The organism is Streptomyces sp. NPDC096048 (assembly GCF_044763415.1).
GTDB lineage: Bacteria > Actinomycetota > Actinomycetes > Streptomycetales > Streptomycetaceae > Streptomyces.
Window position 1 is genome coordinate 304291 of record NZ_JBIWGG010000002.1, and the last position, 24611, is coordinate 328901.

Below are 24611 nucleotides of genomic sequence, written 5' to 3' on the forward strand. Positions count from 1 at the left end.
TGCGGCCGAGCGGAGTTGTCCCGATACTCATGGCATGACCGAACGCCCCGAGCCGCGCAAGGACCCCGTCGACGCGATCATCGACCAGTGGGCGACGGCGCGGCCCGACCTGGACACGGCCGCCATGGAGGTGTTCGGCCGCGTCTTCCGGCTCGCCCGCGCCATGGGCGACCGGATGGAGAAGGCCTACGCGCGCTTCGGGATCTCCCGCGGGGAGTTCGACGCCCTGGCCACCCTGCGCCGCTCCGGCGAGCCCTACACGCTCTCCCCCCGGCAGCTCTCGGCCACGCTGATGCTCACCACCGGCGGCATGACCGGCCGCCTCGACAAACTCGAACGGGCCGGACTGCTGCGCCGCTCCCCCGACCCGCACGACCGCCGGGGGCTGCGGGTCACGCTCACCGACCGGGGGCTGGAGCTGATCGACGAGGCGGTCGGCGCGGGCCTCGCCGCCCAGACGGAGGCCCTGTCCGCCCTCGACGACGAACAGGCCGCCCAACTGGCCGACCTGCTGCGGGACCTGCTCGCCGGCACCGAGAAGTAGGCGGCCCGCTCAGCCCACATGCGCGGCGACGGCCGCCTCGGTCTCCACCGGGTCCGCGCCGTCCGCCGCCCAGGCCACGTATCCGTCGGGCCGCACCAGCACCGCCGTACGCCGTCCGCTCGCCCAGCGCTCCACGGCCAGCCGGTCCGTCGCTCCGGGGGCCGGCCCCGGGGTGATCAGCACGAACCGGCCCCCGCGCAGCGCCTCGTACAGCCGGCCGCCGCCCGCGAGGGCCACGTCGGGAACGCGGGTGCCGGTCAGCCGATGGGCACCGCGGGGTGCGGGGTAGCGGTAGCCGATGCCGGCGATCTGGCCGGCCACCCGGCGGCGGGCCGGACCCACGTGGTCGAGGACGGTGGTGGTCCCCGCCCGGAGCGCCAGCGTCCAGGGGCGCTTGGCCATGGCGAGGCGGATGAGTCCGCCGCTGCTGCGCAGCACCGACCTGCCGACGGGGTGCCGCTCGGTCTGGTAGGTGTCCAGCAGCTCGGGGCCGGCGTGCCCGTGCAGCACGGCCGCCAGCTTCCAGCTCAGGTTCGCCGCGTCCTGGAGTCCGGTGTTCATGCCCTGACCGCCGGCCGGGGTGTGCACGTGCGCCGCGTCACCGGCGAGGAAGACCCGGCCCACGCGATAGGCGGGCGCCTGGCGTTCGTCGCTGTGGAAGCGGGACATCCAGCGGGCGTCGCGCATCCCGAAGTCCCGGCCCAGGGCGAGCCGGGTGATCTCCTTGATCTCGTCGAGCTCGAGCGGCTCGCTGTCGGGGACGTTCCGGCCGCGGTGCCAGCCGATCACACGGTGGTACCCGTCGCCGAACGGCGCGAGGAAGGCGAAGGCGTCCCCGACCGCGTTGACGGTGAGCAGTGTCTCCGGCGGCTCGGCGAGCCGTACGTCGGCGAGCACGACGGACCTGATGACGGAGCGGCCGGGAAAGGGCAGCCCGGTCGCCTCGCGCACGGTGCTGCGCATCCCGTCGGCGCCGACGACGTACGCCGCCCGCAGGGTCGCCGTCTCCCCGCCCGGGCCGCGGACCTCGACACCCACGCCGTCGTCCGGGTCCGCACCGCCACCGGCACCCTGCGCCAGGCCGGTCACCTCGCTCTCGTAGCGGAACTCCACCCCGGCCTTCACCGCGCGTCGCTCCAGCACCCTCTCCACCTCGTACTGCGGGACGACGAGGAGGTGGTTGAAGCGGGAGGGAAGGGCGCCGAGGTCGACGGTGAGCCGGCCGAAGAGACCGAGCCGTTCGAGGGGCCGGCCCACGGCCTCCAACTCGTCGGCGAGCCCTCGGGCGTCGAGCTGTTCGAGGGTGCGGGCGTGCACGGCGAAGGCGCGGGAGAGGTTGCTGATCCGGTGCGGGCGCTTCTCGACGAGGGTGACGGGAACACCGGCGGCGGCCAGGTCGCCGGCCAGGAGGAGGCCGGTGGGGCCGGAGCCGACGACGATCACGGAGCGGGTGCCGTTCATGTGGCCTCCTGAGAGATGCGCAGGCACGCTGCTCACTCCTGCCCAGCCGACGCGGCCGTCACACGCACGCCGAGGGCGCCGGTTCCCGCCCGCACACCGCTGACGCGCGTACGTGCGAGGGGACCGGCGCCCTCGGTGGAGGTGGGGTGGGCCGTCAGACCTTGGCGTCGGCCTTGGGCCGGGTCTTGATGTTGCGGGAGGTCACGCGGTGCTCTTCCTTGGACCTGTCCAGGACCAGGACCAGGCCCGCGATGATCACGAACAGCGCGATCGGGGCCACGACGTAGAGACCCAGCGTCTCGACGACGCTCAGGCCTGTGCCGGGGTCGTCGCCGTCGTCGCGGGTCAGCGCGAGCGCGGGGGACGACATGAGCAGCATCATCAGCGTCGTACCGGCTGCCAGGGCGCCGGCGCGCAGGGCGTTCTTCTTGTCCACGGTGCAAAGTTAGCGAACGGCCGGAAGGGCCGCGCGCCCGGGGTGCCGTACGGGGGCCGCGAGTGGTCTCCGGGCGGGCCCGCTCAGCCGCCGGCGCGGTCCCGTACGACGTCGATCAGGGCGTGCAGCCGGGCCGAGGCGGCCAGGTCCTCCAGGGTCACGGGGCGGCCCTCGGCGTCGGCGACGGGCAGGCGCCAGTTCGGGTACTGGTCCCAGGTGCCGGGGAGGTTCTGCGGGCGGCGGTCGCCGACGGCGTCCGGGAGCCAGATGCCGGCCATGCGGGCGGGGGTGCGCAGCAGGAAGCGGTGGACGGCCTGGATGCCGGCCTCCTCGGAGGGCGTACCGGTGTCGCCGCCGGTGCCGTGCAGCAGACCGAGCCGGGCCAGTGCGTCCAGCCACTCGGCCGTGTCCGCCGCCGCCTCGGCCCGCTCCTGCTCCAGCGGGCGGGTGAGCAGGCCCAGGCGGTCGCGGAGTTCGACGTGTTCGCCGGTGAGGCGGGCGGCGGTGGACGGCAGGTCGTGGGTGGTGGCGGTGGCCAGGCAGTCGGCGCGCCAGCGGTCGGGGGGCAGGGGGCGGCCGTCGCCGGTCCAGTCCCGTTCGAACCACAGCACGGACGTGCCGAGCACCCCGCGTTCGCGCAGCGCCTCGCGCACGCCGGGTTCCACGGTGCCCAGGTCCTCCCCGATGACCACGGCGCCGGCCCGGGCCGCCTCCAGGACGAGGACGGCGAGCATCGCCTCGGCGTCGTAGCGGACGTAGGTGCCCTCGGTGGGCGGGTGTCCGTCGGGGACCCACCAGAGCCGGAACAGGCCCATGACGTGGTCGATGCGCAGGGCTCCGGCGTAGCGGAACAGGCCCCGCAGCAGGCGCCGGAAGGGCGCGTAGCCGGACTCGGCGAGGCGGTCGGGGCGCCAGGGCGGCAGGCCCCAGTCCTGGCCGCGGGCGTTGAAGGCGTCGGGCGGTGCGCCCACCGACATGCCGTCGGCGAAGTACTCCTGCTGCGCCCAGGAGTCGGCGCCCCGCGGATGCACCCCCACGGCGAGGTCGTGGACGATCCCGACCGGCATTCCGGCCTCGCGGGCGGTGCGCTGGGCGGCGGTCAGCTGGGTGTCGGTGAGCCAGGTGAGGCGGGAGTGGAAGTCGACGCGGTCCATCAGCTCGGTGCGGGCGCGGTCGGTCTCGGCCGAGCGGGGATCGCGCAGGCCCTCGGGCCACCGGTGCCAGTCGGAGCCGTGGACCTCGGCGAGCGCGCACCAGGTCGCGTGGTCCTCCAGGGCCGTGCCCTGTTCGGCGAGGTAGTCGCAGTAGGCGGCGCGGCGGCCGGGGCCGAGGGGGACCTCGCGGAGCAGTTCGAGGGCCTCGCGCTTCAGCTCCCACACGGCGTCCCGGTCGATCAGGGCGTCCTTCTCCAGCACGGCCTCGCGCAGCCGTCCGGCCCGTTCCTGGAGGGCCCGGGCGCGCACGTGGTCGGTGACGTACGCGAACTCGGGCACGTCCTCGATCCGCAGGTGGACCGGGTCGGGGAAGCGGCGCGAGGAGGGCCGGTACGGGGAGGGGTCGGTGGGCGCGCCGGGCACGGCCGCGTGCAGCGGGTTGACCTGGACGAACCCGGCACCGAGGGCACGTCCGGCCCAGGCGGCCAGTTCGCCGAGGTCGCCGAGGTCGCCCATGCCCCAGGAGCGGCGGGAGAGGAGGGAGTAGAGCTGGACGAGGAGTCCGTAGGAGCGCGTGGCGGGGACGGGCAGCCGGGCGGGCGCGACGATCAGGTGGGCCAGGGCGGCCCGGCCGTCGGGCGCGGTGGCGGTCAGGCGGTGGACGCCCGGCGGAAGCCCCCCGGCGTCGGCGCGGGTCTCACCCTGCTCGGTGTCGACGCGCAGCCGGGTGCCCTCGGGCAGGGCGGCCAGGGCGGCGGGTGTGCCGCCGCCGCTCCAGGCGACCACGGCGGGCGGCAGCAGGCGTTCGCGCAGCACGGACTCGCGGGCGGCGAGCGCGGCGCGTACGGCCTCCGGCGTGCTCGTGTCCACGCCGAGGGCGGCCAGCGCGAGGGTGACAGCGGTGGCCGAGGCCGCGACGGTGCGGTCCGGGGACGGGCTGTAGGAGGTGGCGACGCCGTGCAGGGCGGCGAGCCGGGTCAGATCCTCGGGAAGGTCCTCGGCGGGGGGCTCGGCCGGCCGGGCTGCTGGCATCTGTGACCTCTACGACCTCGTGGGTTCCGGGACGGCGAAGGAGGGGCCGCCCTGGTCCGGCACGTCCGCCGTGAGTTCGGGCGAGGATTCGCTGGTCAGCGGCACGGCGTCGGCGAACGGCGACTCGCTGGTGAGGGGCTCGGCGTCGGGCAGTGGCGGTTCGCTGGTGAGCGGTGCGTCGGCGCAGCTGCCGGTGGCGCCGAAGACGCAGTAGTGCGGGGTGTCGGAGGCGGCGGAGGGCTCCGCCCAAGGAGTGGACGGCTCCGCCACGGGTTTGGACGGGGCCGGGAGCAGAAGCGGTGCCAGTGCAACCACGGGGGTCTCCTTCGTCGAGCGTTGTTTCGAGCACGCTTTTGGCGCGTTACGGCAGCCCTACCCAGTCCGCGCGAGGACAGGCACCCCAGCACCGACAACGTGGCCCTGGTCACATTCCACGCTCGCGAGATCTCCACGAATCCGGGCAGAACAGTCACCTATCCCGCGCGAAGATCATGCAAACCGGCCGCTCCCGAGGCAGCCGAAGCACCCGAAGCACCCGAAGCACCCGGGCGCACCTCCCCGCCGGCTATCGCGCACTCGCATGCGACACCGACCCGACCTGTGGCTGGATCCGACACAGGGACCGGTGATCGAGGCATACCGCGGCGGTCGCGCCCGACCGGACGCCTCACCGGCCCCGGCGGGGGCCTTCGTCGGCCAGGGCGAACGGGCCGACGCCACCCCCGTCCTCATGGCCGTCGAGGCCACCTCGTACGACGGTGCGCTGAGCGAGCCCGACCCGGCGTACACGAAAGCCCGGACCGTCAGGCGGAAATGCCGTCGATCCGGGCCATGGCGTCCTCCGCGCCGTACGGCTGCAAGTACGGCAGCCAGCGCGGATCCCTATGGCCCGTGCCGATGATGCGCCAGGCCAGGCCGGTGGGCGGGGCGGGTTTGTGGCGCAGGCGCCAGCCGATCTCGCCGAGGTGCCGGTCGGCCTTGACGTGGTTGCAGCGGCGGCAGGACGCCACGACGTTGTCCCACGCGTGCAGACCCCCGCGACTGCGCGGGATGACGTGGTCGACGCTGGTGGCGACGGCGCCGCAGTACATGCACCGGCCTCCGTCGCGCGCGAAGAGCGCCCGCCTGGTGAGCGGGACGGGCCCCCGGTAGGGAACCCGCACGAATCGCTTGAGCCGGACCACGCTGGGTGCGGGCACGGTGACGGTCGCGCTGTGCAGATAGGCGCCGGACTCCTCAAGGCACACGGCCTTGTTCTCGAGGACGAGGACGAGCGCGCGGCGGAGCGGTACGACGCCGAGTGGCTCGTACGACGCGTTGAGAACCAGGACATGCGGCACGGATGCCTCCTTGTACGCCGGCGGCGCGTGGCTCGCGCCGGGACGATCCGTAGTCAGTCTCCCCTCATGGCTGGCGGAAGCGCCACCATGTCCCGGTAACGGGCTGGGAGTGTTTTCGACCACACGGAATGCATCCCCACGACCGTGACCAGTTCAAGCGCGGGTGAGTACCGTCTCTCCCGACCGTTTCGGGCCGATCCGCGCCCGGTGCCCCGTTAGTGTGGTGCTCCTGCCCGTCCAGTGACCTTTCCGTGACCTCGGAGCGGACCTCGGCCGGACCTCGGACCGGACCCGGCCCGGACCTGTGAGGACGGGTCGCCGCACCTGGAGGTATCCGCCGTGTCCCTGTCCGCCGCCGTCCTGCCGGCCGCCGGTTCGTCGCCGTCCCCGTCGCCGACGGCCCCGGCGGTGCCCTCGCTCCAGGACGCCCAGGAGAGCGCGACGAACGCCGCCGGCTGGGTCGAGGAGAACTGGTCGACGTGGCTCGCGATCGGGCTGCGGGTGCTGCTGATCATGGTGATAGCGGCGGTGCTCAGGGTGGTGGTGCGGCGGGCGATCACCAAGCTGATAGACCGGATGAACCGCAGGGCCGGGACGGGCGCCAGCACCGCGCTGAGCGGCCTGCTGGTCAACGCCGAGCGGCGCCGCCAGCGCTCGGAGGCCATCGGCTCCGTACTGCGCTCGGTGGCGAGTTTCCTCATCCTCGGCACCGCGGCCCTGATGGTCCTCGGCACCTTCCAGATCAACCTCGCGCCGCTGCTCGCGTCGGCCGGCGTCGCGGGCGTCGCGATCGGCTTCGGCGCCCGCAATCTGGTCACCGACTTCCTCTCCGGCGTCTTCATGATCCTGGAGGACCAGTACGGGGTCGGCGACAGCATCGACGCGGGCGTGGCCTCCGGCGAGGTCATCGAGGTCGGGCTGCGGGTGACCAAGCTGCGCGGCGACAACGGCGAGATCTGGTACGTCCGCAACGGCGAGGTCAAGCGGATCGGCAACCTCTCCCAGGGCTGGTCGACGGCCGGCGTCGACGTGACCGTCCGCTCCGACGAGGACCTGGACAAGGTGAAGGAGTCCATCGCCGCCGTCGGCGAGCGGATGAGCAAGGAAGAGCCCTGGAACGAGATGCTCTGGGGCCCGATCGAGGTGCTCGGCCTGGACTCCGTACTGCTCGACTCCATGGTGGTGCGGGTCTCCGCCAAGACCATGCCCGGCAAGGCCCTCACCGTCGAGCGCGAACTGCGCTGGCGCATCAAGCGGGCCTTCGACGCGGCCGACATCCAGATCGTCGGCGGTCCCGAGATCCCGGGGCAGACCGCCGCGGCCGCCGACCCGACGGCCGGCGTCGCGGCGCCGTCGGCGTACGCGAGCACGGTGTCGCCGCAGTCCATCGCGGCGTCCCCGATTCCCCCGACGAGCACCACCAAGTAGCGGGCCCGGCCCCCACCCCGCCCCCGAGGGACGACCGCGTCGCCTCGGGGGCGGTCTCTTGACGCCCGTCCCCGGCGGGCCTACGTTTCTCAGCCAACAGGAAACTTTCCTAACAGACCGACCCCCCTCGCACCCGGAGGGCGGCCGGTGGACTTCCCCCACCGGACACTGAAAAACTGAGCGGCCGAGAGGCAGGTGTGGACACGCATGGCAGGAACCGCCGGCACGCCGGGCACCCCGCGCGTCCTGCGCGCCATGAACGACCGGGCCGCCCTGGACCTCCTGCTGGAGCACGGACCGCTCTCCCGCACCCGGATCGGCAAGCTCACCGGCCTGTCCAAGCCGACCGCCTCCCAGCTGCTGGCCCGCCTGGAGGCGGCGGGACTCGTGCTGGCCGGCGGAACGACCGAGGGACGCCCCGGCCCCGGCGCCCAGCTGTACGAGGTCAATCCGGCCGCCGCGTACGCCGCCGGACTCGACGTCACCCCGGACCGCGTCCTCGCCGCGGTCGCCGACGTCACGGGGCGCACGGTCGGCCGGTACGAGCTGGCCACCCCGGGACGGCGCGCCGCCACCCCCGTCGTCCAGCAGGTCACCGACGCACTCGACGGCGCGGTGAAGGCCGCCGGACTCGCCCGGGACGACGTCCGCCGTCTCGTCATCGGCACCCCGGGCGCCTTCGATCCGGGCACCGGGCGGCTGCGCTACGCCGCCCACCTGCCGGGCTGGCACTCCCCCACCCTGCTCGACGAACTCGCGGCCGCCCTGCCGATGCCGGTCGAGTACGAGAACGACGTGAACCTCGCCGCCGTGGCCGAGCAGCGCCTCGGCGCGGCCCGGGGCCACGAGGACTTCGTCCTGCTGTGGAACCAGGAGGGCCTGGGTGCCGCCCTGGTCCTCGGCGGCCGGCTGCACCGCGGCTGGACCGGCGGCGCGGGCGAGGTCGGGTTCCTGCCGGTGCCGGGTGCCCCGCTGGTCCGCAAGGTCAGCCGTACGGGCAGCGGCGGCTTCCAGGAACTGGCCGGTTCCCAGGCCCTGGCCGGGCTGGCCCGGGAGCTAGGCGTCGCCCCCGTGCCCTCCGGGCCGTACTACGAGGTGGCCGCCGCCCTCGTCGCCCGGGCCGCGCGGACCGACGACGACAACGACCCGCACCGCCGCCTGCTCCGGACGTACGCCACCCGGCTGGCCACCGGTCTCGCGTCCCTCGTCTCCGTCCTGGACCCCGAACTGGTGGTCCTGAGCGGCACCTCGCTCGCCGCGGGCGGTGAGGCGCTGCGCGCCCTGGTCCAGGACGAGCTGGAGGAGCTGGCCGCGTCCAGGCCCCGGCTCGTCGTCGGTGACGTGACCGAGCATCCCGTACTGCGCGGCGCGCTGGAGAGCGCGCTGGCGACCACCCGCGACGAGGTCTTCGACACCTCGCGCTGAGCCCGCACCACCCGCCCCCGTCCCGCCACGCCCTGCCCCAGGGAGATTCGCCATGCCCGGAATATCCAGGAAAGCGGCTTTCGCGGTCGCCGCCTCCGCCTCCCTCACCCTCCTCGCCACCGCCTGCACCGGCCAGTCCGGCACCGGCGCCACGGACGACCCGAACGCCGAGACGACCATCACCTTCTGGCACGGCTGGAGCGCGCCCGCCGAGGTGAAGGCCGTACAGGCGAACGTGGACCGCTTCGAGAAGGCGCACCCCAACATCAAGGTCAAGGTCGTCGGCAACATCAACGACGACAAGCTCAACCAGGCCCTGCGCGCGGGCGGTTCGAACGGCCCGGACGTGGTGTCGTCGTTCACCACCTCCAACATCGGCAAGTTCTGCTCCTCGGGCGCGTTCCTCGACCTGAAGCCCTTTGTCGAGAAGTCGAAACTCGACCTGGACGCGCTCATCCCGAAGCCGATGCTGGACTACACGCGGTTCGAGGGCACGCGCTGCGCCCTGCCGCTGCTCGGCGACGCCTACGGGCTCTACTACAACAAGGACGCCTTCGAGGCGGCCGGGATCAAGGCGCCGCCGAAGACCTGGTCGGAGTTCACCGAGGTGGCGAAGAAGCTCACCGAGCCCAAGGGGGACGGCTACGAGCAGCTCGGCTTCATGCCGAACTACCACGGCTACGAGACCGTGGTCGACCACTACATGTCCCAGTGGGACCACGCGTACTTCGACGAGGACGGCAAGTCCAACGTCGCCGAGGACCCGGCCTTCGCGGAGATGTTCACCTACCAGAAGAAGCTCGTCGACGAACTCGGCGGTTTCGGGAGGCTGGAGAGGTACCGCAACACCTTCGGCGACGAGTGGGGCGCGAAGCACCCCTTCCACACCGGTCAGGTGGCCATGCAGCTCGACGGCGAGTGGCGGCTCGGCATGGCGAAGGACGCGGGCGTCGACTTCGAGATCGGCACCGCGCCGATGCCGGTCGCCGACGACGAGGTGGACGAGTACGGCAAGGGGTTCCTCTCCGGCACGGTCATGGGCATCGCCCCGCAGAGCGAGAAGCAGAACGCCGCCTGGGAGCTGGTGAAGTACATGACGACCGACACCGAGGCCGTCGTCGCCTTCGCCAACGCGATCCGCAACGTGCCCTCCACGTTCCCGGCCCTGAAGTCGCCCGATCTGAAGACCGACCCGGCGTTCGAGACCTTCATGGACATCGCCCAGCACCCCGAGTCGAACTCCCCGCCCGCCTCCGTCAACGGCTCCACGTACCAGCTGACGCTCCAGGACTTCGGCTACCAGTACGAGTCGGGCAAGGTGAAGGACCTGAAGGCCGGACTGGAGAAGACCGCCGCGCAGATCGACCGCGACATCGAGCAGACGAAGTAGCGGCTCATGACGTTCATGACCGCGAACACTCTCCGCGCGAAGCGCCGGTCGTCGGCGCTTCGGACGGTGGCCTTCATGTCACCGTGGCTCGTCGGGTTCGGCGTCTTCTTCGCCTATCCGCTGGTGTCCACCGTGTACTTCTCCCTGATGAGGTACGACGGCTTCGGCGTCCCGGAGTTCCGGGGCCTGGACAACTGGGTGTACGTCTTCCAGGACTACCCGCTGTTCTGGCCGGCCCTGCGCAACACCCTCTGGCTGGTCCTGGTGATGGTGACCTGCCGGGTGGTGTTCGGGCTCGGGGTGGGTCTGATCGTCACGAGGATCAGGACGGGGGCGGGCGTCTTCCGCACCCTCTTCTACCTCCCCTACCTCGCCCCGCCGGTCGCCGCGACGCTGGCCTTCGTCTTCCTCCTCAACCCCGGCACCGGCCCGGTCAACGCCGTCCTGGAAGGGCTGGGCGTACCGGCTCCCGGCTGGTTCACGGACCCCGCGTGGTCCAAGCCGGCGCTGACCGCGCTCGCGCTGTGGGGCGTGGGCGACCTCATGGTCATCTTCATGGCCGCGCTGCTCGACGTACCGAAGGAGCAGTACGAGGCGGCCGAGCTGGACGGGGCGTCGGCCCGGCAGCGGTTCCGGTTCGTCACGCTGCCGAACATCTCGCCGATCGTGCTGTTCGCGGTGGTCACGGGCGTGATCCAGACGATGCAGTACTACACGCAGCCGCTGGTCGCGGGAAAGGTCGCCTCCGGGATCATCGGCGGTTCCGGCCAGTCCTTCGAGCCGGGCTACCCGGACAAGTCGACCCTGACCCTCCCCCAGCTCGTCTACAACCTCGGTTTCCAGCGCTTCGACTACGGCTCCGCCTGTGTGGTCGCCCTGGTGCTGTTCGCGCTGGCCATGGCGTTCACGGCGCTGCTGATGCGCCGCCGGGGCGGTCTGATCCAGGCAGGTGAACGATGACCCGGGTACTGGAACGGCCCGCGGTGGCCGGGGGCACGCCCCCCACCGAACGGCGCGCCGCCCGCCGGCGCGTCCTGCTGGAGTGGATCGCCGTCCACTCCCTGGGCGTGGCCGCCGCCCTCTTCTTCACCCTGCCGTTCGGGTTCGTGGTCCTCACCTCGCTGATGAGCGACCAGCAGGCCCTCACCCGCGACCTGTGGCCGCACACCTGGGAGTGGGGCAACTACCGCACGGTCCTGGACACGCCCGGCTTCCTCACCTGGTGGAGGAACACGCTGCTCTACGCGGGGCTGGGCACCGTCCTGACCGTGGTGTCGTCGATCCCCGTGGCGTACGCGCTGGCCAAGTTCCGCTTCCGGGGCCGGCAGCTGTCCCTGATGCTGGTGATCTCGATGATGATGCTGCCGCCGCAGGTGGTCATCATCCCGATGTACCTGTTCTGGGCGAAGCAGCTCGACCTGTCGGGCACGCTCTGGCCGCTGATCATCCCGATGGCGTTCGGCGACGCGTTCTCCATCTTCCTGCTGCGGCAGTTCCTGCTGACCATCCCGGACGAGTACCTGGACGCGGCGAAGGTGGACGGCTGCGGCGAGCTGCGCACCTTGCTCAAGGTCGTCCTGCCGATGGCGAAGCCGGGCATCGCGGCCGTGGCCCTCTTCCAGTTCTTCTACGCCTGGAACGACTACTTCGGCCCGCAGATCTACGCCTCCGAGAACCCCGGCGCCTGGACCCTCTCCTACGGCCTGGAGTCCTTCAAGGGCGCCCACCACACCGACTGGAACCTCACCATGGCGGCGACCGTGCTGGTCATGGCCCCCGTGATCCTCGTGTTCTTCTTCGCGCAGAAGGCGTTCGTGGAGGGCGTCACGCTGACCGGAGTCAAGGGATGAGCAAAGGGATGAGCAAGGAACGAGCGAAGGATTGATGACTGGATGAAACTCACCGTGGTCGGCGGCGGTTCGACCTACACGCCCGAACTCGTCGACGGCTTCGCCCGCTTGCGGGACACCCTGCCGGTCGAGGAGCTGGTCCTCGTCGATCCGGCGCCGGACCGGCTGGAGTTGGTCGGGGGCCTCGCCCGCCGCATCTTCGCCAGGCAGGGGCACGAGGGCCGCGTCGTCACCACCTCCGATCCGGACGCGGCCGTGGACGGCGCCGACGCCGTCCTGCTCCAGCTGCGCGTCGGCGGCCAGGCCGCGCGCGAGCGGGACGAGACCTGGCCCCTGGAGTGCGGCTGCGTCGGCCAGGAGACGACCGGCGCGGGCGGCCTGGCCAAGGCGCTGCGCACCGTGCCGGTGGTGCTGGACATCGCCGAGCGGGTCCGCCGGGCCAACCCGGACGCGTGGATCATCGACTTCACCAATCCGGTCGGCATCGTGACCCGCGCCCTGCTCCAGGCGGGGCACCGGGCGGTCGGCCTGTGCAACGTGGCGATCGGGCTGCAGCGCAAGTTCGCCGCCCTGCTGGGGGTGTCACCCGCCGACGTCCACCTGGACCACGTGGGCCTCAACCACCTCACCTGGGAGACCGGTGTCCGCCTCGGCGGCCCCGAGGGCGAGGACGTGCTGCCCCGCCTGCTGGCCGAGCACGGCGAGACGATCGCCGCCGACCTCCGCCTGCCCCGGCCCCTCCTGGACCGCCTGGGCGTCGTCCCCTCCTACTACCTGCGCTACTACTACGCCCACGACGAGGTCGTCGACGAGCTGCGCACCAAGCCCTCCCGGGCCGCCGAGGTGGCGGAGATGGAGCGGCGACTGCTGAAGATGTACGGCGATCCGGCCCTGGACGAGAAGCCCGCCCTGCTGGCGAAGCGCGGCGGCGCCTACTACTCCGAGGCCGCCGTCGACCTCGCCGCCGCCCTGCTCGGCGGCGCGGGCTCCCCGTACCAGGTGGTGAACACGTACAACCGGGGCACGCTGCCCTTCCTCCCCGACGACGCGGTGATCGAGGTTCCGGCGGCGGTGGGCGGCAAGGGCGCCGCTCCGCTGCCGGTGCCGACCGTGGACCCGCTGTACGCGGGCCTGATGGCCAACGTGACGGCGTACGAGGACCTGGCCCTGGACGCGGCCCTGCGCGGTGGCCGGGACCGGGTGTTCCGGGCGCTGCTCGCCCATCCCCTCGTCGGCCAGTACACGTACGCCGAGCAGCTCACCGACCGGCTGATCGCACACAACCGGGAGCACCTGGCGTGGGCCTGACCGCAAGCCTGCTCGCCGTCGACGCGGGCAACAGCAAGACCGACGTGGCCGTGGTGACGGCGGACGGGGAGGTCCTCGCCACGGCCCGCGGCGGCGCCTTCCGTCCGCCCGCGGTCGGCGTCGAGCGGGCCGTCGACACCCTGGCGGAGGCGGTGCAGCGGGCCTTCACCGCGGCCGGGGTCACCTCCGTCGACCACGTCTCGGCGTGCCTGGCCAACGCCGACCTGCCCGTGGAGGAGGAGCAACTGGCCGCCGCGCTGGACGCGCGCGCGTGGGGTACGAGCGTGGACGTACGCAACGACACGTTCGCCATCCTGCGGGCGGGCATCGACGAGCCTCTCGGCGTCGCCGTCGTGTGCGGGGCCGGCGTCAACTGCGTCGGCATGCGCCCCGACGGCCGCACCGCCCGCTTCCCGGCCATCGGGCGCCTCTCCGGTGACTGGGGCGGCGGCTGGGGACTGGCCGAGGAGGCGCTGTGGCACGCGGCGCGGGCGGAGGACGGCCGCGGAGAGCCCACGGAACTGGCCCGCACCCTGCCGGCCCACTTCGGGCTCGGCTCGATGTACGCCCTCATCGAGGCGCTGCACCTGCGGCACATCGAGCCCGTCCGGCGCCACGAACTGACCCCCGTGCTGTTCGCCACGGCGGCGGACGGCGACCCGCTCGCCCGTGCGGTCGTCGACCGGCAGGCCGACGAGGTGGTGGCCATGGCCACGGTCGCGCTGACCCGGCTGGACCTGCTCGCGGAGGAGACCCCGGTCCTGCTGGGCGGCAGCGTCCTGGCGGCCCGCCACCCCCAACTCGACGACCGCATACGTCGACTGCTGACGGCCCGCGCCCCCAAGGCCGTACCGCGAGTGGTGACGGCGCCGCCCGTCCTGGGCGCGGTCCTGCTGGGACTCGACCGATCGGACGCGGCCCCCGGCGCCCACACGCGAGCACGGGCACACTTCGCTGCCTGAGACCCCGCTGCCCGAAGCCCACTCCGCGGCGGGCACGTCCCGGGCCCGGGTTCGGGTTCGGGCCCGGACCCGAACCAGGCCCGGACCCGGTTCCAAGCCCTTCCCGTGCCCGGCCAGGCCCAAGCCGAACCCGGGCCCGGGACCAGCCCGGGTGCGGGTCCAAGCCCGGGCACGGATACAGGCCCGCCCGGGTCCGGGCCGGGACCCGCCCCGCACGGAGTCCCGCCCGGGGAACCGAACCGGTTCCGGTGGCGTATTCATGGGCAGGGGTGGTGCGTTACACCCGGATCGGACCAAGATCGGGTGAAGCCCGGTGCGAATCTCGGTGCGGGCAGGGATACTTGCGGCGACGGATGACCATGGGGGAGGTCAGCAGTGACTCGACCGCCGAAGGGCAGCGCGGCGCCGCCGCCGGGCACCGGCGCGCCCGCCCTGCCGGCCGTACCGCCGCAGCCCCGGCCGCTCCCTCCCCAGCGGTCGGGCGGCGCCCCCGCCGGCCCCCCGCCCTCGGAGCCCCGCCGCACCGCGTTCGCCGAAGGCGTGGACCGGCTGCGCGCGGCGGCCGTCACCGAGCCGGGGCGGCTGCGGATCATCGGCGCACTGCTCGCCGCGCTCGTCGTCGCCTTCGGCACCGTCACCGCCTGGCAGATGAACGAGCGGTCCCAGGCCGCCGACGACGTGCTCATCCGCAGCCAGCCGCTCACCTCCGACGCGGCCGACATCTACCGCTCCCTCGCCGACGCCAACACCGCGGCCTCCAGCGGCTTCCTGGCCGGCGGCCAGGAGACCAAGGCGTCCCGGGACCGGTACGAGAAGGGCGTCCGCACGGCCGCCGAAGGGCTCGTGACCGCCGCTGCCAACTCCGACGCCGACTCCCCCTCCGCCGCGACCATCACCAAGCTCAACCGCCTCCTGCCCGAGTACAAGGGCCTCATCGAGCGCGCCCGCACCTACAACCGCCAGGGCTTCCCGGTCGGCGGCGCCTACCTGCGCTACGCCAACGAGAAGATGCAGCGGGACATGCTCCCGGCGGCGGAGGACCTCTACAAGAAGGAGAACCAGCGGCTGCGCGCCGACTACGCGGACGCCAGGCCCTACCCCTGGGCCGCGCTGGCCCTCGGCGTCCTCGCGCTCGCCGCCCTGGCCTGGGCGCAGCACCGCAACTACCGGCGCACCAACCGGGTCCTGAACCACGGCCTGGCCGCCGCCACGGCCACCGCCACGATCGTCCTGCTCTGGCTGGTCGTCGGCCACAGCGTCGCGCGGTCGAACCTGGGCGACTCCTACGACCACGGCGTACGCTCCCTGGACGTGCTGCACGACGCCCGCATCGCCTCCCTCAAGGCCCGGGGCAACGAGAACCTCACGCTGGTGGCGCGCGGCGCGGAGACGAAGAAGGTGGGCGACGAGACGTTCGACGCCTACGACTTCGACTTCGAGAAGAACATGGACACCCTCGGCAAGGGCCTGGCCGAGGCGAAGGGGCTCGCCGACGACGAGGCGGGCGAGCGTCCGGTCGCGGCGGCGAACAGCAACATGGCGGAGTGGAAGAAACGCCACGCCTCGGCCCGTGATCAGGACGAGAGCGGCAACTACCAGCAGGCGCTGGACCTGGTCATCGGCGGCAAGGGCGCCACGGTCGAGTGCTTCGACGGCGTCGACGCCTCGCTGGCCGCCGCCATCGCCCACGAGGAGCGGGAGTTCGAGCAGGCCGCAGGAGACGGGCTGGACGCGATGGGCTACCTGCCGCAGGGCGCCGGCGTCCTGGCCGGGCTCGGCGCGGCGGGCGCGCTGCTGGGCATCGGCCGCAGGCTCTCGGAGTACCGGTGAAGCGGGGCGTGGACCCGGCGGACGGGCGGGAAGGGGCACCCGTGGAAGGAGGCGCGAGGATGCGTGCACGACGACTGCGGGCCGGCCTGAGGGGCTGGGGCGGTGTGGGGGCGATGGCCTTCGCCTGCGCCCTCGCCGTGCTCTTCGCCCTGCTCCTGCCGGTGGTCCGCTCGCACGGCGAGGGCGGCGGCGCGGGCACCGGCACCGGCGCCGGCGGCCACGGAGTCGCCCACGGCAGCCAGGCGCGCGCCGCCGAGGAGTGCACGGCCCCGGAGAAGCAGACGCTGTCCCCGGACGACGCCGACGGCCCCACCATCGACGAGATCCAGAGCCGCCGGGGCGAGAAGCGCAAGCTGATCGTCGGCGTCGACCAGAACAGCTACCGCTGGGGCTACCGCGACCCGAACAGCGGCGGGGACGCCGAGCTGGAGGGCTTCGACATCGACCTGGTGCACCGCATCGCGGAGGACATCCTCGGCGACCCGGACGCCGTGCAGTTCAAGGCGATCCCCACCGACCAGCGCATACCCGCCATCCAGGACGGCCGGGTCGACATGGTGGTCCGCACGATGACCATCAACTGCGACCGCATTCAGGACGTCGCCTTCTCCGCGCCCTACTTCGAGACCGGCCAGCAGGTGCTGGCGCCCAAGTCCTCGGACATCACCGGGTACGACGACACGCTCGCCGGCAAGAGGATCTGCACGGCGGCGGGTTCGACGGCGTTCAGCACGCTGGAGCAGGACCAGCTGGACGGCAGGCCGGCCGCCGACGCCGACCTCAGCACCACCGTGCCCAACCAACTGGACTGCCTGGTGCGGCTCCAGCTCGGCGAGGCGGACGCGGTGGTCACCGACGGCGCGCTCGCCGCGAGCCAGGCCGCGCAGGACCCGACGGTCGAACTGCGGGGTGACGCCTTCACCACCGAGTACTACGGCGTGGCGATGAAGCAGGACGCCGACGATCTGGTACGCCGGGTCAACCAGATCCTCGTGGAATGGCGCGCCGACAAGGCCGAGGGCTGGCAGAACTCGTACGACGAGTGGCTGTCGGAGACCATGGGCGACGACTCCGGGAAGTCGGAGCCACCGCCCCCGCAGTATCTGCGCCAGAACTGAGACGACCGCCGCAGCGCAGGGAAAAGCACGCACAAGTCCGCGACAGCGAGGGGTGATCGATGGGCGACACGGGACCCACCGGGCCGGTGATGGACCGGGACGAGGTGGACCGTGCGCTGGCGCGGCTCGGCGCGGAGCACGAGGCGGTCGAGACCTCGCTCCTCGCCCTCCAGGACCACGCGGGCCGCAGACTCCTCGAAGGCGCCGAACTCACCGGGGTGACCGGCGAGCGCTGGGCCGCCGCGGAGGCGTCGATCACGCTGCTGTGGACGTACTTCGACGCGTACACGGGCGCGCTGCGCACGGCACGGGAGATCCGCTCCCGGCGCCGCTGGTCCAGCCGCGAGGACCTGGCCGAGCTGACCGAACTGCTGCGCGGCGACGCCGTCACGGTGGCCGGCGGCGCCACCGCCACGGCCGCCGCGCCCACCCTGGACGGCGGCCCGGGCCGGCTCAGCGAGCGCTACTCGCTGGCGGCCCTGGTCGACCGGATGAACCAGCTGTACGCGACCTCCCTCGACATGGTGGTCGCCGCCGACGCGGTGTGGTCGGCGCTGCCCGCGCGGATCGATTTACTCGCCGCCGAGCTCCAGCGCACCCGCCGCCTCGCACACTCCGTGGGCGTCCGCCCCGGCGAGCACCCGGCCGGTGACGACCTGGAGCGGATCACCCGCACCCTGACGAAGCTGCGCGAGCGGGTGGTGTCCGACCCGCTCGCCTATTGGCTGCCCGCCGAGGGCAGTTCGGCACCGGGCGGCGGCCGGCCGGACACCACGGTGTACGACCGGGAGGCGCGCGCCCTGGAGGACGTGCGCCGCGAGATCGACGCCGTGCTGACGGTGCGCCAGGACGCGGAGCGCCGGATCGTGGCCCTGCGGGACGTGCTCTCCCGCGCGGACCGCACCCTCGCCGAGGCCCGCACCGCGCGCGGCGAGGTGCTGGCGAAGATCGCGGCGACGGAGGTGCCGGTCGTCAGCGGACCGCCGACGGTGCTCCAGGAGCAGTTGGCGGCGGCCGCCGAGTACCGCAGACACGCGCAGTGGCACCGCCTGTCCCCGCTCCTGGAGTCCCTGGAGGAGAAGGCGGAGGACGAGCTGCTGCGCGCCCGCGAGTCGTTGACGGCGGTCACCGCGCCGCTCGCGGTCCGCGCGGAACTGCGCGGCCGGCTCGACGCGTACAAGGCGAAGGTGGCCCGGCTCGGCTTCGCCGAGGATCCCGAGCTGGTCGAGAAGTACGAGAAGGCGCGCCGCATGCTGTGGAGCGCGCCCTGTGACCTGCGCGTCGCCGAGCAGGCCGTGCTGCGCTACCAGCACGCGGCGGCCGACCTGCTCGGTTCCGCCCCGCGCGTGCCCGGTCAGGGCGGACCGGTGGACCGGACGGGGCCGGGCTCGTGAGCGACAGGGGGTGTCGTTCGGATCAGGCCGGCTCCGGGCAACGGTGCCCGGCAACCGACCCGAGCGGGGTCTGGGGCGTGCGGCCGCGAGGCGGAGGAGGGCGACAGGGCGGAACCCTGGCAACCGACGACAACGCCGCTGGGGGCACCTCCCGCGGCCTTCAGGCAATGGGGGAGCGCGTGCCCGACCCCGCGACCCGACCCCGGCAAGATCCGAACGACACCCCCTGGGGGGAGGCAGCGTCATGAGTGAGGCACAGCGGACGTGTCAGCGTCCCGGCTGCGGTGGGACCTACGAGGACATGGGCGGCGGCGAGCTGTACTGCGACATGTGCGGTCTCGCACCGGTCGTCGCCTCCAACGGCATGGTGGGCTCGACGCCCACCGGGATCACCGGCGGCGGCCGGGGCTCGCGCGGATCACGCGGCTCGGCGGGCAGCGGCGGTTCGCGGTCCAGCGGCCGCGGTTCGCGTACGTCGTCGCAGTCGTCGCGCTCGTCGAGGTCCCGGCGCTCGGTGTCGGGACGGCTGTCGCGTTCGGTGTCGGGACGGTCGACGGGCCGGTCGGTGTCGGTGCGCAGCTCGGGGTCCCCCGCCGGTTCCTCCGCGCGCGGGCGCCTCGGTGTCGGCCTGGTCGAGGTCCCGGCGATCCCGCGGCCCGATCCGCGCGCGATGGTCCTGGACAATCCCGAGGTGCCCGAGCGGAAGCGATTCTGCTCGCGCTCGGACTGCGGGGCGCGGGTCGGGCGGGCGCGCGGGGAGCGGCCCGGGCGCACGGAGGGCTTCTGCACCAAGTGCGGCCACCCGTACTCGTTCGTGCCCAAGCTGAAGGCCGGGGACGTCGTGCACGGCCAGTACGAGGTGGTGGGCTGCCTCGCGCACGGCGGGCTCGGCTGGATCTACCTCGCCGTGGACAGGGCGGTCTCCGACCGCTGGGTGGTCCTCAAGGGCCTGCTGGACACCGGCGACCAGGACGCGATGGCGGCGGCCATCTCCGAGCGCCGCTTCCTCGCCGAGATCGAGCACGCCAACATCGTGCGGATCTACAACTTCGTCGAGCACCTCGACCAGCGCACCGGCTCCCTCGACGGCTACATCGTCATGGAGTACGTGGGCGGCAAGTCGCTGAAGGAGATCGCCAACGCGCGGCGCTCCCCCGAGGGCAGACGCGACCCGCTGCCGGTCGAGCAGGCCTGCGCGTACGGCATCGAGGCGCTGGAGGCGATCGGCCACCTGCACAGCCGCAACCTGCTCTACTGCGACTTCAAGGTCGACAACGCCATCCAGACCGAGGACCAGCTCAAGCTGATCGACATGGGCGCGGTGCGCCGGATGGACGACGAGGAGTCGGCCATCTACGGCACGGTGGGCTACCAGGCGCCGGAGGTCGCCGACGTCGGCCCCTCGGTGGCGTCCGACCTGTACACCGTCGGCCGCACCCTCGCCGTGCTGACGTTCGACTTCCAGGGCTACACCAACGTCTACGCCGACTCCCTGCCGGACCCGGACACCATCGACGTCTTCCGGCGGTACGAGTCGTTCTACCGGCTGCTGGTGCGCGCCACCGACCCGGATCCGGCCCGCCGCTTCGCCTCCGCGCAGGAGATGGCGGAGCAGCTGACGGGCGTGCTGCGCGAGGTGGTCTCGCTCCAGACGGGCCGCGCCCGGCCCGCCGTGTCCACGCTGTTCGGACCGGAAGTCAAGGTGACGGACACGGAGTTGTTCCCCCGGCTGGATGGCGACGTGTCGCGGCTGGGAGCCCGGGCGCCGGGTACGAAGCGGCGCGGCTCCGCCCCGGCTCCGGCGCTGCGGCCGGGCGGCGCGGGCAGCGGCCCCGCGCTGCCGGGCGGGACGAGCGCGGCGGTCGGGGCGCCGGGCGGGACGGGCTTGGGGGTCGGGGTACCGGGCGGGACGGGCACGGGTCACGGCGCGCCCGGCGGGCCGGGCACGAGTACCGGACCGGCCGCAGGAGCGGGCGCGAGCGCCGGGCTGCCGGGTGCGGTGAGTTCGGTCGGCGAGGTCGGTGCACTCGGCGGCGTCGGCGGACCCGGCGGTATCAGCGGCCCTGGCGGCATCAGCGGGTTCGACGCCGGTGCCTCGGGCCTGGTCAAGCCGGCCGACGCGCCCACCGCCTCCCTCGCCCTGCCGGTGCCCCGGGTCGACGCGGGCGACCCCAACGCGGGTTTCCTGGCGGGCCTCATGGCGTCCGCGCCGGGTGAGCTGCTGACCGCGCTGGCCGCCGCCCCGGCGCCGTCGACCGAGACCCGGCTGCGGCAGATCCGGGCCCGGCTGGAGAGCGGCGACGCGCCCGGCGCGCTGGAGGCCCTGGAGACCCTGGAGGGCGAGCGGCCCGATGACTGGCGGGTGGTCTGGTACCGGGGACTGGCCGCGCTGGTGACCGGGGATCACGAGGTCGCCGCGCTGGCCTTCGACGCCGTCTACGACGCCTTCCCGGGCGAGATCGCCCCCAAGCTGGCGCTCGGCCTGTGCGCGGAGGTGCTGGGGCAACTCGACAACGCCGCCGAGTACTACCGCCTGGTGTGGTCGTCCGACCCGAGCCATGTGAGCGCGGCGTTCGGGCTGGCCCGGGTGCAGCTCGCCGGCGGCGACCGGGCCGGCGCCGTACGGACGCTGGAGTCGGTGCCGGAGTCGTCCGTACACTGCACGGCCGCGCGTGTGGCGGCCGTGCGGGCACGGCTGCGGCAGCGCACGGCGGGCGCCGGCGACGTCGCCTTCCTGGACGATCTCCTCGCCGCCGCGCGGCAGGTCGAGGCGCTGGACGTGTACGGTCTGGATCCGGCGCGGCGCGAGCAACTGTCGGCCGAGGTCCTCGGCTGCGCGCTGGACTGGGTACTCTCCGGAGGTCGGGGTTCCGTCCCACCCGCCGCCGGGGGACGGACGCTGCTCGGCAGCGGCCTGGACGAACGCGGCCTGCGCTTCGGCCTGGAGCGTTCGTACCGCACGCTGGCTCGGCTGGCGCGGGGCGGCGAAGAGAGGATCGACCTGGTGGAACGTGCCAATCGTTACCGCCCCCGGACGTGGGTGTAGTTGATGTCGCAGATGCCCCAGCAGGCCGCCGTGTCGAAGTGCCCGAGCTGCGAGGAACCCCTCGAGTCGGGCGACCGCTTCTGCGGTGCGTGCGGATACGACCTGTCCGCGGTGCCCGCGCGGCCCGACGACAGCCCGACGATCGCCATGAACGGCACGGTGCCCGCGCCGTCCTCGCCGCCGGACGGCGTGGACTGGCCGGTGGCCCGGGACTCGGACGGCTCCGGCCGGCCCGCCCCGGTGCACGCGGCGGCCGAGGTGCCGGGCACCGACTCCGGCGGCTCCCCGCTGCCACCGACCCCACCGCCGATGCCGGCCGCACCGACCCCACCGGCCGCACCGCCGATGCCGGCGGCGCCGCCGGAGCCACCCGCGGCCGGCGTGCGGTTCGACCGTCCCGACCGGCCGCGGGAGCCCGAGGAGTACCCGCTTCAGGCACCCGACCCGCGACTGGCCACCGAGCCGCAGGCCCCCGCCGGACCGGTGCGACCGGCACCGGCCGCGGGCGACAAGGTGTGCGTGGCCTGCCGCGCGGGCCGGGTCGACGATGACGGCTACTGCGAGAACTGCGGGCACGCCCAGCCCCGCGAACGCGACCACATGGAGCAGGAGTCGGGCCCCGTCGCCGCGGTCAGTGACCGCGGGCTGCGCCATCACCGCAACGAGGATGCGTTCTCCGTCGGCTGCACCGCGCTGCCCGACGGCGCGCCCGCGACCGTGGCGATCGTCTGCGACGGCGTGTCCTCCGCGACCCGGCCCGACGACGCCTCGCTCGCCGCGTCCCGGGCGGCCGGCGAGTCGCTGCTCACCGCCCTGCCGCGGGGCACGCATCCGCAGCAGGCCATGCACGACGCCATCCTCGCCGCCTCGCACGCCGTCAACGCGCTGGCGGACGAACCCGCCACCGCCCGCGAGCAGGCCCCGCACCAGAACGCGCCCGCCTGCACCCTGGTCGGTGCCGTGGTGACGTCCGGGCTGCTGGTCGTCGGCTGGGTCGGCGACAGCCGCGTCTACTGGGTGCCGGTCGACCGGAGCACACCGCCCGCCCGGCTCACCGAGGACGACTCGTGGGCCGCGCAGATGGTCGCCGCCGGCCTGATGAGCGAGGCCGAGGCGTACGCCGACGAGCGCGCCCACGCGATCACCGGCTGGCTCGGCGCCGACGCCTACGAACTGGAGCCGCACACCGCGTCCTTCAAGCCGGACCGCCCCGGCGTGGTCGTGGTCTGCACGGACGGCCTGTGGAACTACGCCGAGTCCGCCGAGGAGATGGCCGAGGCCACACCCCTCGACGCCGCCGCCCGGCCCCTGCACAGCGCCCGCGTTCTGGTCGGCCACGCCTTGGACGGCGGGGGCCACGACAACGTAACAGTGGCCCTCCTGCCGTTCCCGGCCCCGCCGCAGGGGGCAGGATCGGCCTGAGGCCCGCCGCGCGGGACAGGTACGGGTACGGGCGCGGGGCGGCCTCGCGGGCCGCAGGGGGCGGTCCGCGCCGGCAGCCAGACACCCCACCGGTGTGGGGACGTAGAGGGGGATGCGATCCGGCATGGCCAATTTCTCGAAGTCGAACGTGCCGCGGTTCTCGGTGGACGTCTACCAGAACGAGTACCTGCCCGAGGGCGGGCGTGAGGTCAACGCCATCGTGACGGTCACCGCGACCGGCGGCGGCACGGTCGGGAGCGCGGTCGCCGCGCCCCATCTGTACTCGCCGGGCCAGGGTCCGTCCGCGGCCGTGGCGCTGATGGTCGACTGCTCGGGCTCGATGGACTACCCGCCCACCAAGATGCGCAACGCCCGCGACGCGACGGCCGCCGCGATCGACACCCTGCGCGACGGCGTGCACTTCGCGGTGGTCGGTGGCACGCACGTGGCCAAGGAGGTGTACCCGGGCGGCGGCCGGCTCGCGGTCGCCGACGCCACCACCCGGGAGCAGGCCAAGCAGGCGCTGCGCAAGCTGAGCGCGGGCGGCGGCACCGCCATCGGCACCTGGCTGCGGCTGGCCGACCGGCTGCTGTCCACCGCGGACGTCGCCATCCGGCACGGCATCCTGCTCACCGACGGCCGCAACGAGCACGAATCTCCGGAGGAGCTCAAGGCGGCACTCGACGCCTGTGCCGGGCGCTTCACCTGTGACGCCCGCGGCGTGGGCACCGACTGGGAAGTGAAAGAAGTCACAGGCATCGCCTCCGCCATGCTCGGAACCGCCGACATCGTCGCCGACCCGGCCGGGCTCGCCGCCGACTTCACGCGGATGATGGAGACGGCCATGGGCAAGGAGGTCGCGGACGTCGCGCTGCGCCTGTGGACCCCGGTCGACACCACGGTGAAGTTCGTGAAGCAGGTCGCCCCCACGGTCGAGGAGCTGACCGGCCGCCGCACTGAGGCGGGCCCGCGCGCCGGGGACTACCCCACCGGTTCCTGGGGCGACGAGTCCCGTGACTACCACGTCTGCGTGGAGGTACCGGCCGCGGACCTCGGCCAGGAGATGCTGGCCGCCCGCGTCTCCCTGGTCATCCCGGAGCCCGACGGCAGCGTCCAGAACCTCGGCGCGCAGGGTCTCGTACGGGCCGTGTGGACGGACGACATGGCCGCCTCCACGTCGATCAACCCGCAAGTGGCCCACTACACCGGGCAGGCCGAACTGGCACAAGTCATCCAGCAGGGGCTGGATCTGCGCAAAGCGGGAGACTTCGACGGAGCAACGGCCAAACTGGGCCGCGCGGTTCAGCTCGCCGGAGCCTCCGGAAACGCGGATACCGCGAAACTGCTCGCGAAGGTGGTGGACGTCGTCGACGCGGCGGAAGGTACTGTGCGACTGAAAGCGAAGGTCGAGGAGGCCGACGAGATGACTCTCGAGACTCGGTCGACAAAGACTGTTCGTGTAAAGAAGTGA

At 73.3% G+C, this 24611-nt stretch carries 19 protein-coding genes; 14 read left to right on the forward strand and 5 right to left on the reverse strand.

Going from position 1 to position 24611, the window contains the following annotated elements; translation table 11 throughout:
• Window positions 1–34: 34 nt before the first annotated feature.
• Window positions 35–544: a MarR family winged helix-turn-helix transcriptional regulator gene (locus tag ACIQ6R_RS05875; protein ID WP_404177569.1), complete on the forward strand. Its 510-nt coding sequence runs from the start codon at window positions 35–37 to the stop codon at window positions 542–544.
• Window positions 545–553: 9 nt separating this feature from the next.
• Here ACIQ6R_RS05875 and ACIQ6R_RS05880 read toward each other — a convergent pair whose 3' ends face one another.
• The 5 genes from ACIQ6R_RS05880 to ACIQ6R_RS05900 form a co-directional block, all read right to left on the reverse strand.
• Window positions 554–2005 (reverse strand): FAD-dependent monooxygenase, encoded by a 1452-nt coding sequence (locus tag ACIQ6R_RS05880; RefSeq protein ID WP_404218998.1) that lies wholly within the window; start codon window positions 2003–2005, stop codon window positions 554–556.
• 154 nt (window positions 2006–2159) lie between these two features.
• The gene (locus ACIQ6R_RS05885) at window positions 2160–2441 is read right to left on the reverse strand and encodes a hypothetical protein (protein ID WP_404177563.1); all 282 of its coding nucleotides are present in this window, start codon (window positions 2439–2441) and stop codon (window positions 2160–2162) included.
• An 83-nt stretch (window positions 2442–2524) separates the two neighbouring features.
• On the reverse strand, window positions 2525–4627 hold the full coding sequence (gene malQ, locus ACIQ6R_RS05890) for a 4-alpha-glucanotransferase (protein ID WP_404219000.1): 2103 nt from the start codon (window positions 4625–4627) through the stop codon (window positions 2525–2527).
• A gap of 9 nt (window positions 4628–4636) precedes the next feature.
• Window positions 4637–4942: a hypothetical protein gene (locus ACIQ6R_RS05895; RefSeq protein WP_404177557.1), complete on the reverse strand. Its 306-nt coding sequence runs from the start codon at window positions 4940–4942 to the stop codon at window positions 4637–4639.
• A gap of 488 nt (window positions 4943–5430) precedes the next feature.
• The gene (locus tag ACIQ6R_RS05900) at window positions 5431–5967 is read right to left on the reverse strand and encodes an HNH endonuclease (RefSeq protein WP_019325428.1); all 537 of its coding nucleotides are present in this window, start codon (window positions 5965–5967) and stop codon (window positions 5431–5433) included.
• Between the two features lie 339 nt (window positions 5968–6306).
• Here ACIQ6R_RS05900 and ACIQ6R_RS05905 point away from each other — a divergent pair, with 339 nt between their 5' ends.
• From ACIQ6R_RS05905 to ACIQ6R_RS05965, 13 genes are all read left to right on the forward strand, one after another.
• Window positions 6307–7395: a mechanosensitive ion channel family protein gene (locus ACIQ6R_RS05905; protein WP_404219002.1), complete on the forward strand. Its 1089-nt coding sequence runs from the start codon at window positions 6307–6309 to the stop codon at window positions 7393–7395.
• A gap of 207 nt (window positions 7396–7602) precedes the next feature.
• Complete coding sequence (locus ACIQ6R_RS05910) at window positions 7603–8820, forward strand: ROK family protein (RefSeq protein WP_404219004.1); 1218 nt, start codon at window positions 7603–7605, stop codon at window positions 8818–8820.
• A gap of 52 nt (window positions 8821–8872) precedes the next feature.
• On the forward strand, window positions 8873–10210 hold the full coding sequence (locus ACIQ6R_RS05915; RefSeq protein WP_404219006.1) for an ABC transporter substrate-binding protein: 1338 nt from the start codon (window positions 8873–8875) through the stop codon (window positions 10208–10210).
• 15 nt (window positions 10211–10225) lie between these two features.
• Entirely contained in the window at window positions 10226–11170 is a 945-nt protein-coding gene (locus ACIQ6R_RS05920; protein WP_404219614.1) for a carbohydrate ABC transporter permease, read from the forward strand.
• Window positions 11167–12060, forward strand: a complete 894-nt coding sequence (locus ACIQ6R_RS05925; RefSeq protein WP_404219009.1) for a carbohydrate ABC transporter permease — start codon at window positions 11167–11169, stop codon at window positions 12058–12060. The genes ACIQ6R_RS05920 and ACIQ6R_RS05925 overlap by 4 nt, the downstream gene beginning before the upstream one ends.
• 42 nt (window positions 12061–12102) lie before the next feature.
• On the forward strand, window positions 12103–13368 hold the full coding sequence (locus ACIQ6R_RS05930; protein WP_404177548.1) for a 6-phospho-beta-glucosidase: 1266 nt from the start codon (window positions 12103–12105) through the stop codon (window positions 13366–13368).
• Window positions 13359–14330, forward strand: a complete 972-nt coding sequence (locus ACIQ6R_RS05935; protein WP_404219011.1) for an N-acetylglucosamine kinase — start codon at window positions 13359–13361, stop codon at window positions 14328–14330. Before ACIQ6R_RS05930 ends, ACIQ6R_RS05935 begins: the two co-directional genes overlap by 10 nt.
• A 375-nt stretch (window positions 14331–14705) precedes the next feature.
• The gene (locus ACIQ6R_RS05940; RefSeq protein ID WP_404219014.1) at window positions 14706–16160 is read left to right on the forward strand and encodes a hypothetical protein; all 1455 of its coding nucleotides are present in this window, start codon (window positions 14706–14708) and stop codon (window positions 16158–16160) included.
• Between the two features lie 59 nt (window positions 16161–16219).
• Window positions 16220–17278 carry a glutamate ABC transporter substrate-binding protein gene (locus ACIQ6R_RS05945; RefSeq protein ID WP_404219016.1) on the forward strand — a complete coding sequence of 353 codons (1059 nt, stop codon included), beginning with the start codon at window positions 16220–16222 and terminating at the stop codon, window positions 17276–17278.
• 59 nt (window positions 17279–17337) lie between these two features.
• Entirely contained in the window at window positions 17338–18672 is a 1335-nt protein-coding gene (locus ACIQ6R_RS05950) for a hypothetical protein (RefSeq protein WP_404219018.1), read from the forward strand.
• A 244-nt stretch (window positions 18673–18916) separates the two neighbouring features.
• Window positions 18917–21718 (forward strand): tetratricopeptide repeat protein, encoded by a 2802-nt coding sequence (locus tag ACIQ6R_RS05955; RefSeq protein WP_404219021.1) that lies wholly within the window; start codon window positions 18917–18919, stop codon window positions 21716–21718.
• Between the two features lie 3 nt (window positions 21719–21721).
• The gene (locus tag ACIQ6R_RS05960; RefSeq protein ID WP_404219023.1) at window positions 21722–23140 is read left to right on the forward strand and encodes a PP2C family serine/threonine-protein phosphatase; all 1419 of its coding nucleotides are present in this window, start codon (window positions 21722–21724) and stop codon (window positions 23138–23140) included.
• A gap of 124 nt (window positions 23141–23264) precedes the next feature.
• Window positions 23265–24611, forward strand: a complete 1347-nt coding sequence (locus ACIQ6R_RS05965) for a VWA domain-containing protein (protein ID WP_404219025.1) — start codon at window positions 23265–23267, stop codon at window positions 24609–24611.

Excerpts from the sequence above, each read along its gene's own strand:
- ACIQ6R_RS05945 (WP_404219016.1), top strand. The coding sequence starts at position 16,220 with ATGCGTGCACGACGACTGCGGGCCGGCCTGAGGGGCTGGGGCGGTGTG.
- ACIQ6R_RS05955 (WP_404219021.1), top strand. The coding sequence starts at position 18,917 with ATGAGTGAGGCACAGCGGACGTGTCAGCGTCCCGGCTGCGGTGGGACC.
- ACIQ6R_RS05875 (WP_404177569.1), top strand. The coding sequence starts at position 35 with ATGACCGAACGCCCCGAGCCGCGCAAGGACCCCGTCGACGCGATCATC.
- ACIQ6R_RS05930 (WP_404177548.1), top strand. The coding sequence starts at position 12,103 with ATGAAACTCACCGTGGTCGGCGGCGGTTCGACCTACACGCCCGAACTC.
- ACIQ6R_RS05920 (WP_404219614.1), top strand. The coding sequence starts at position 10,226 with ATGACCGCGAACACTCTCCGCGCGAAGCGCCGGTCGTCGGCGCTTCGG.
- ACIQ6R_RS05910 (WP_404219004.1), top strand. The coding sequence starts at position 7,603 with ATGGCAGGAACCGCCGGCACGCCGGGCACCCCGCGCGTCCTGCGCGCC.
- ACIQ6R_RS05965 (WP_404219025.1), top strand. The coding sequence starts at position 23,265 with ATGGCCAATTTCTCGAAGTCGAACGTGCCGCGGTTCTCGGTGGACGTC.
- malQ (WP_404219000.1), bottom strand. The coding sequence starts at position 4,627 with ATGCCAGCAGCCCGGCCGGCCGAGCCCCCCGCCGAGGACCTTCCCGAG.
- ACIQ6R_RS05880 (WP_404218998.1), bottom strand. The coding sequence starts at position 2,005 with ATGAACGGCACCCGCTCCGTGATCGTCGTCGGCTCCGGCCCCACCGGC.
- ACIQ6R_RS05950 (WP_404219018.1), top strand. The coding sequence starts at position 17,338 with ATGGGCGACACGGGACCCACCGGGCCGGTGATGGACCGGGACGAGGTG.
- ACIQ6R_RS05915 (WP_404219006.1), top strand. The coding sequence starts at position 8,873 with ATGCCCGGAATATCCAGGAAAGCGGCTTTCGCGGTCGCCGCCTCCGCC.
- ACIQ6R_RS05960 (WP_404219023.1), top strand. The coding sequence starts at position 21,722 with ATGTCGCAGATGCCCCAGCAGGCCGCCGTGTCGAAGTGCCCGAGCTGC.
- ACIQ6R_RS05925 (WP_404219009.1), top strand. The coding sequence starts at position 11,167 with ATGACCCGGGTACTGGAACGGCCCGCGGTGGCCGGGGGCACGCCCCCC.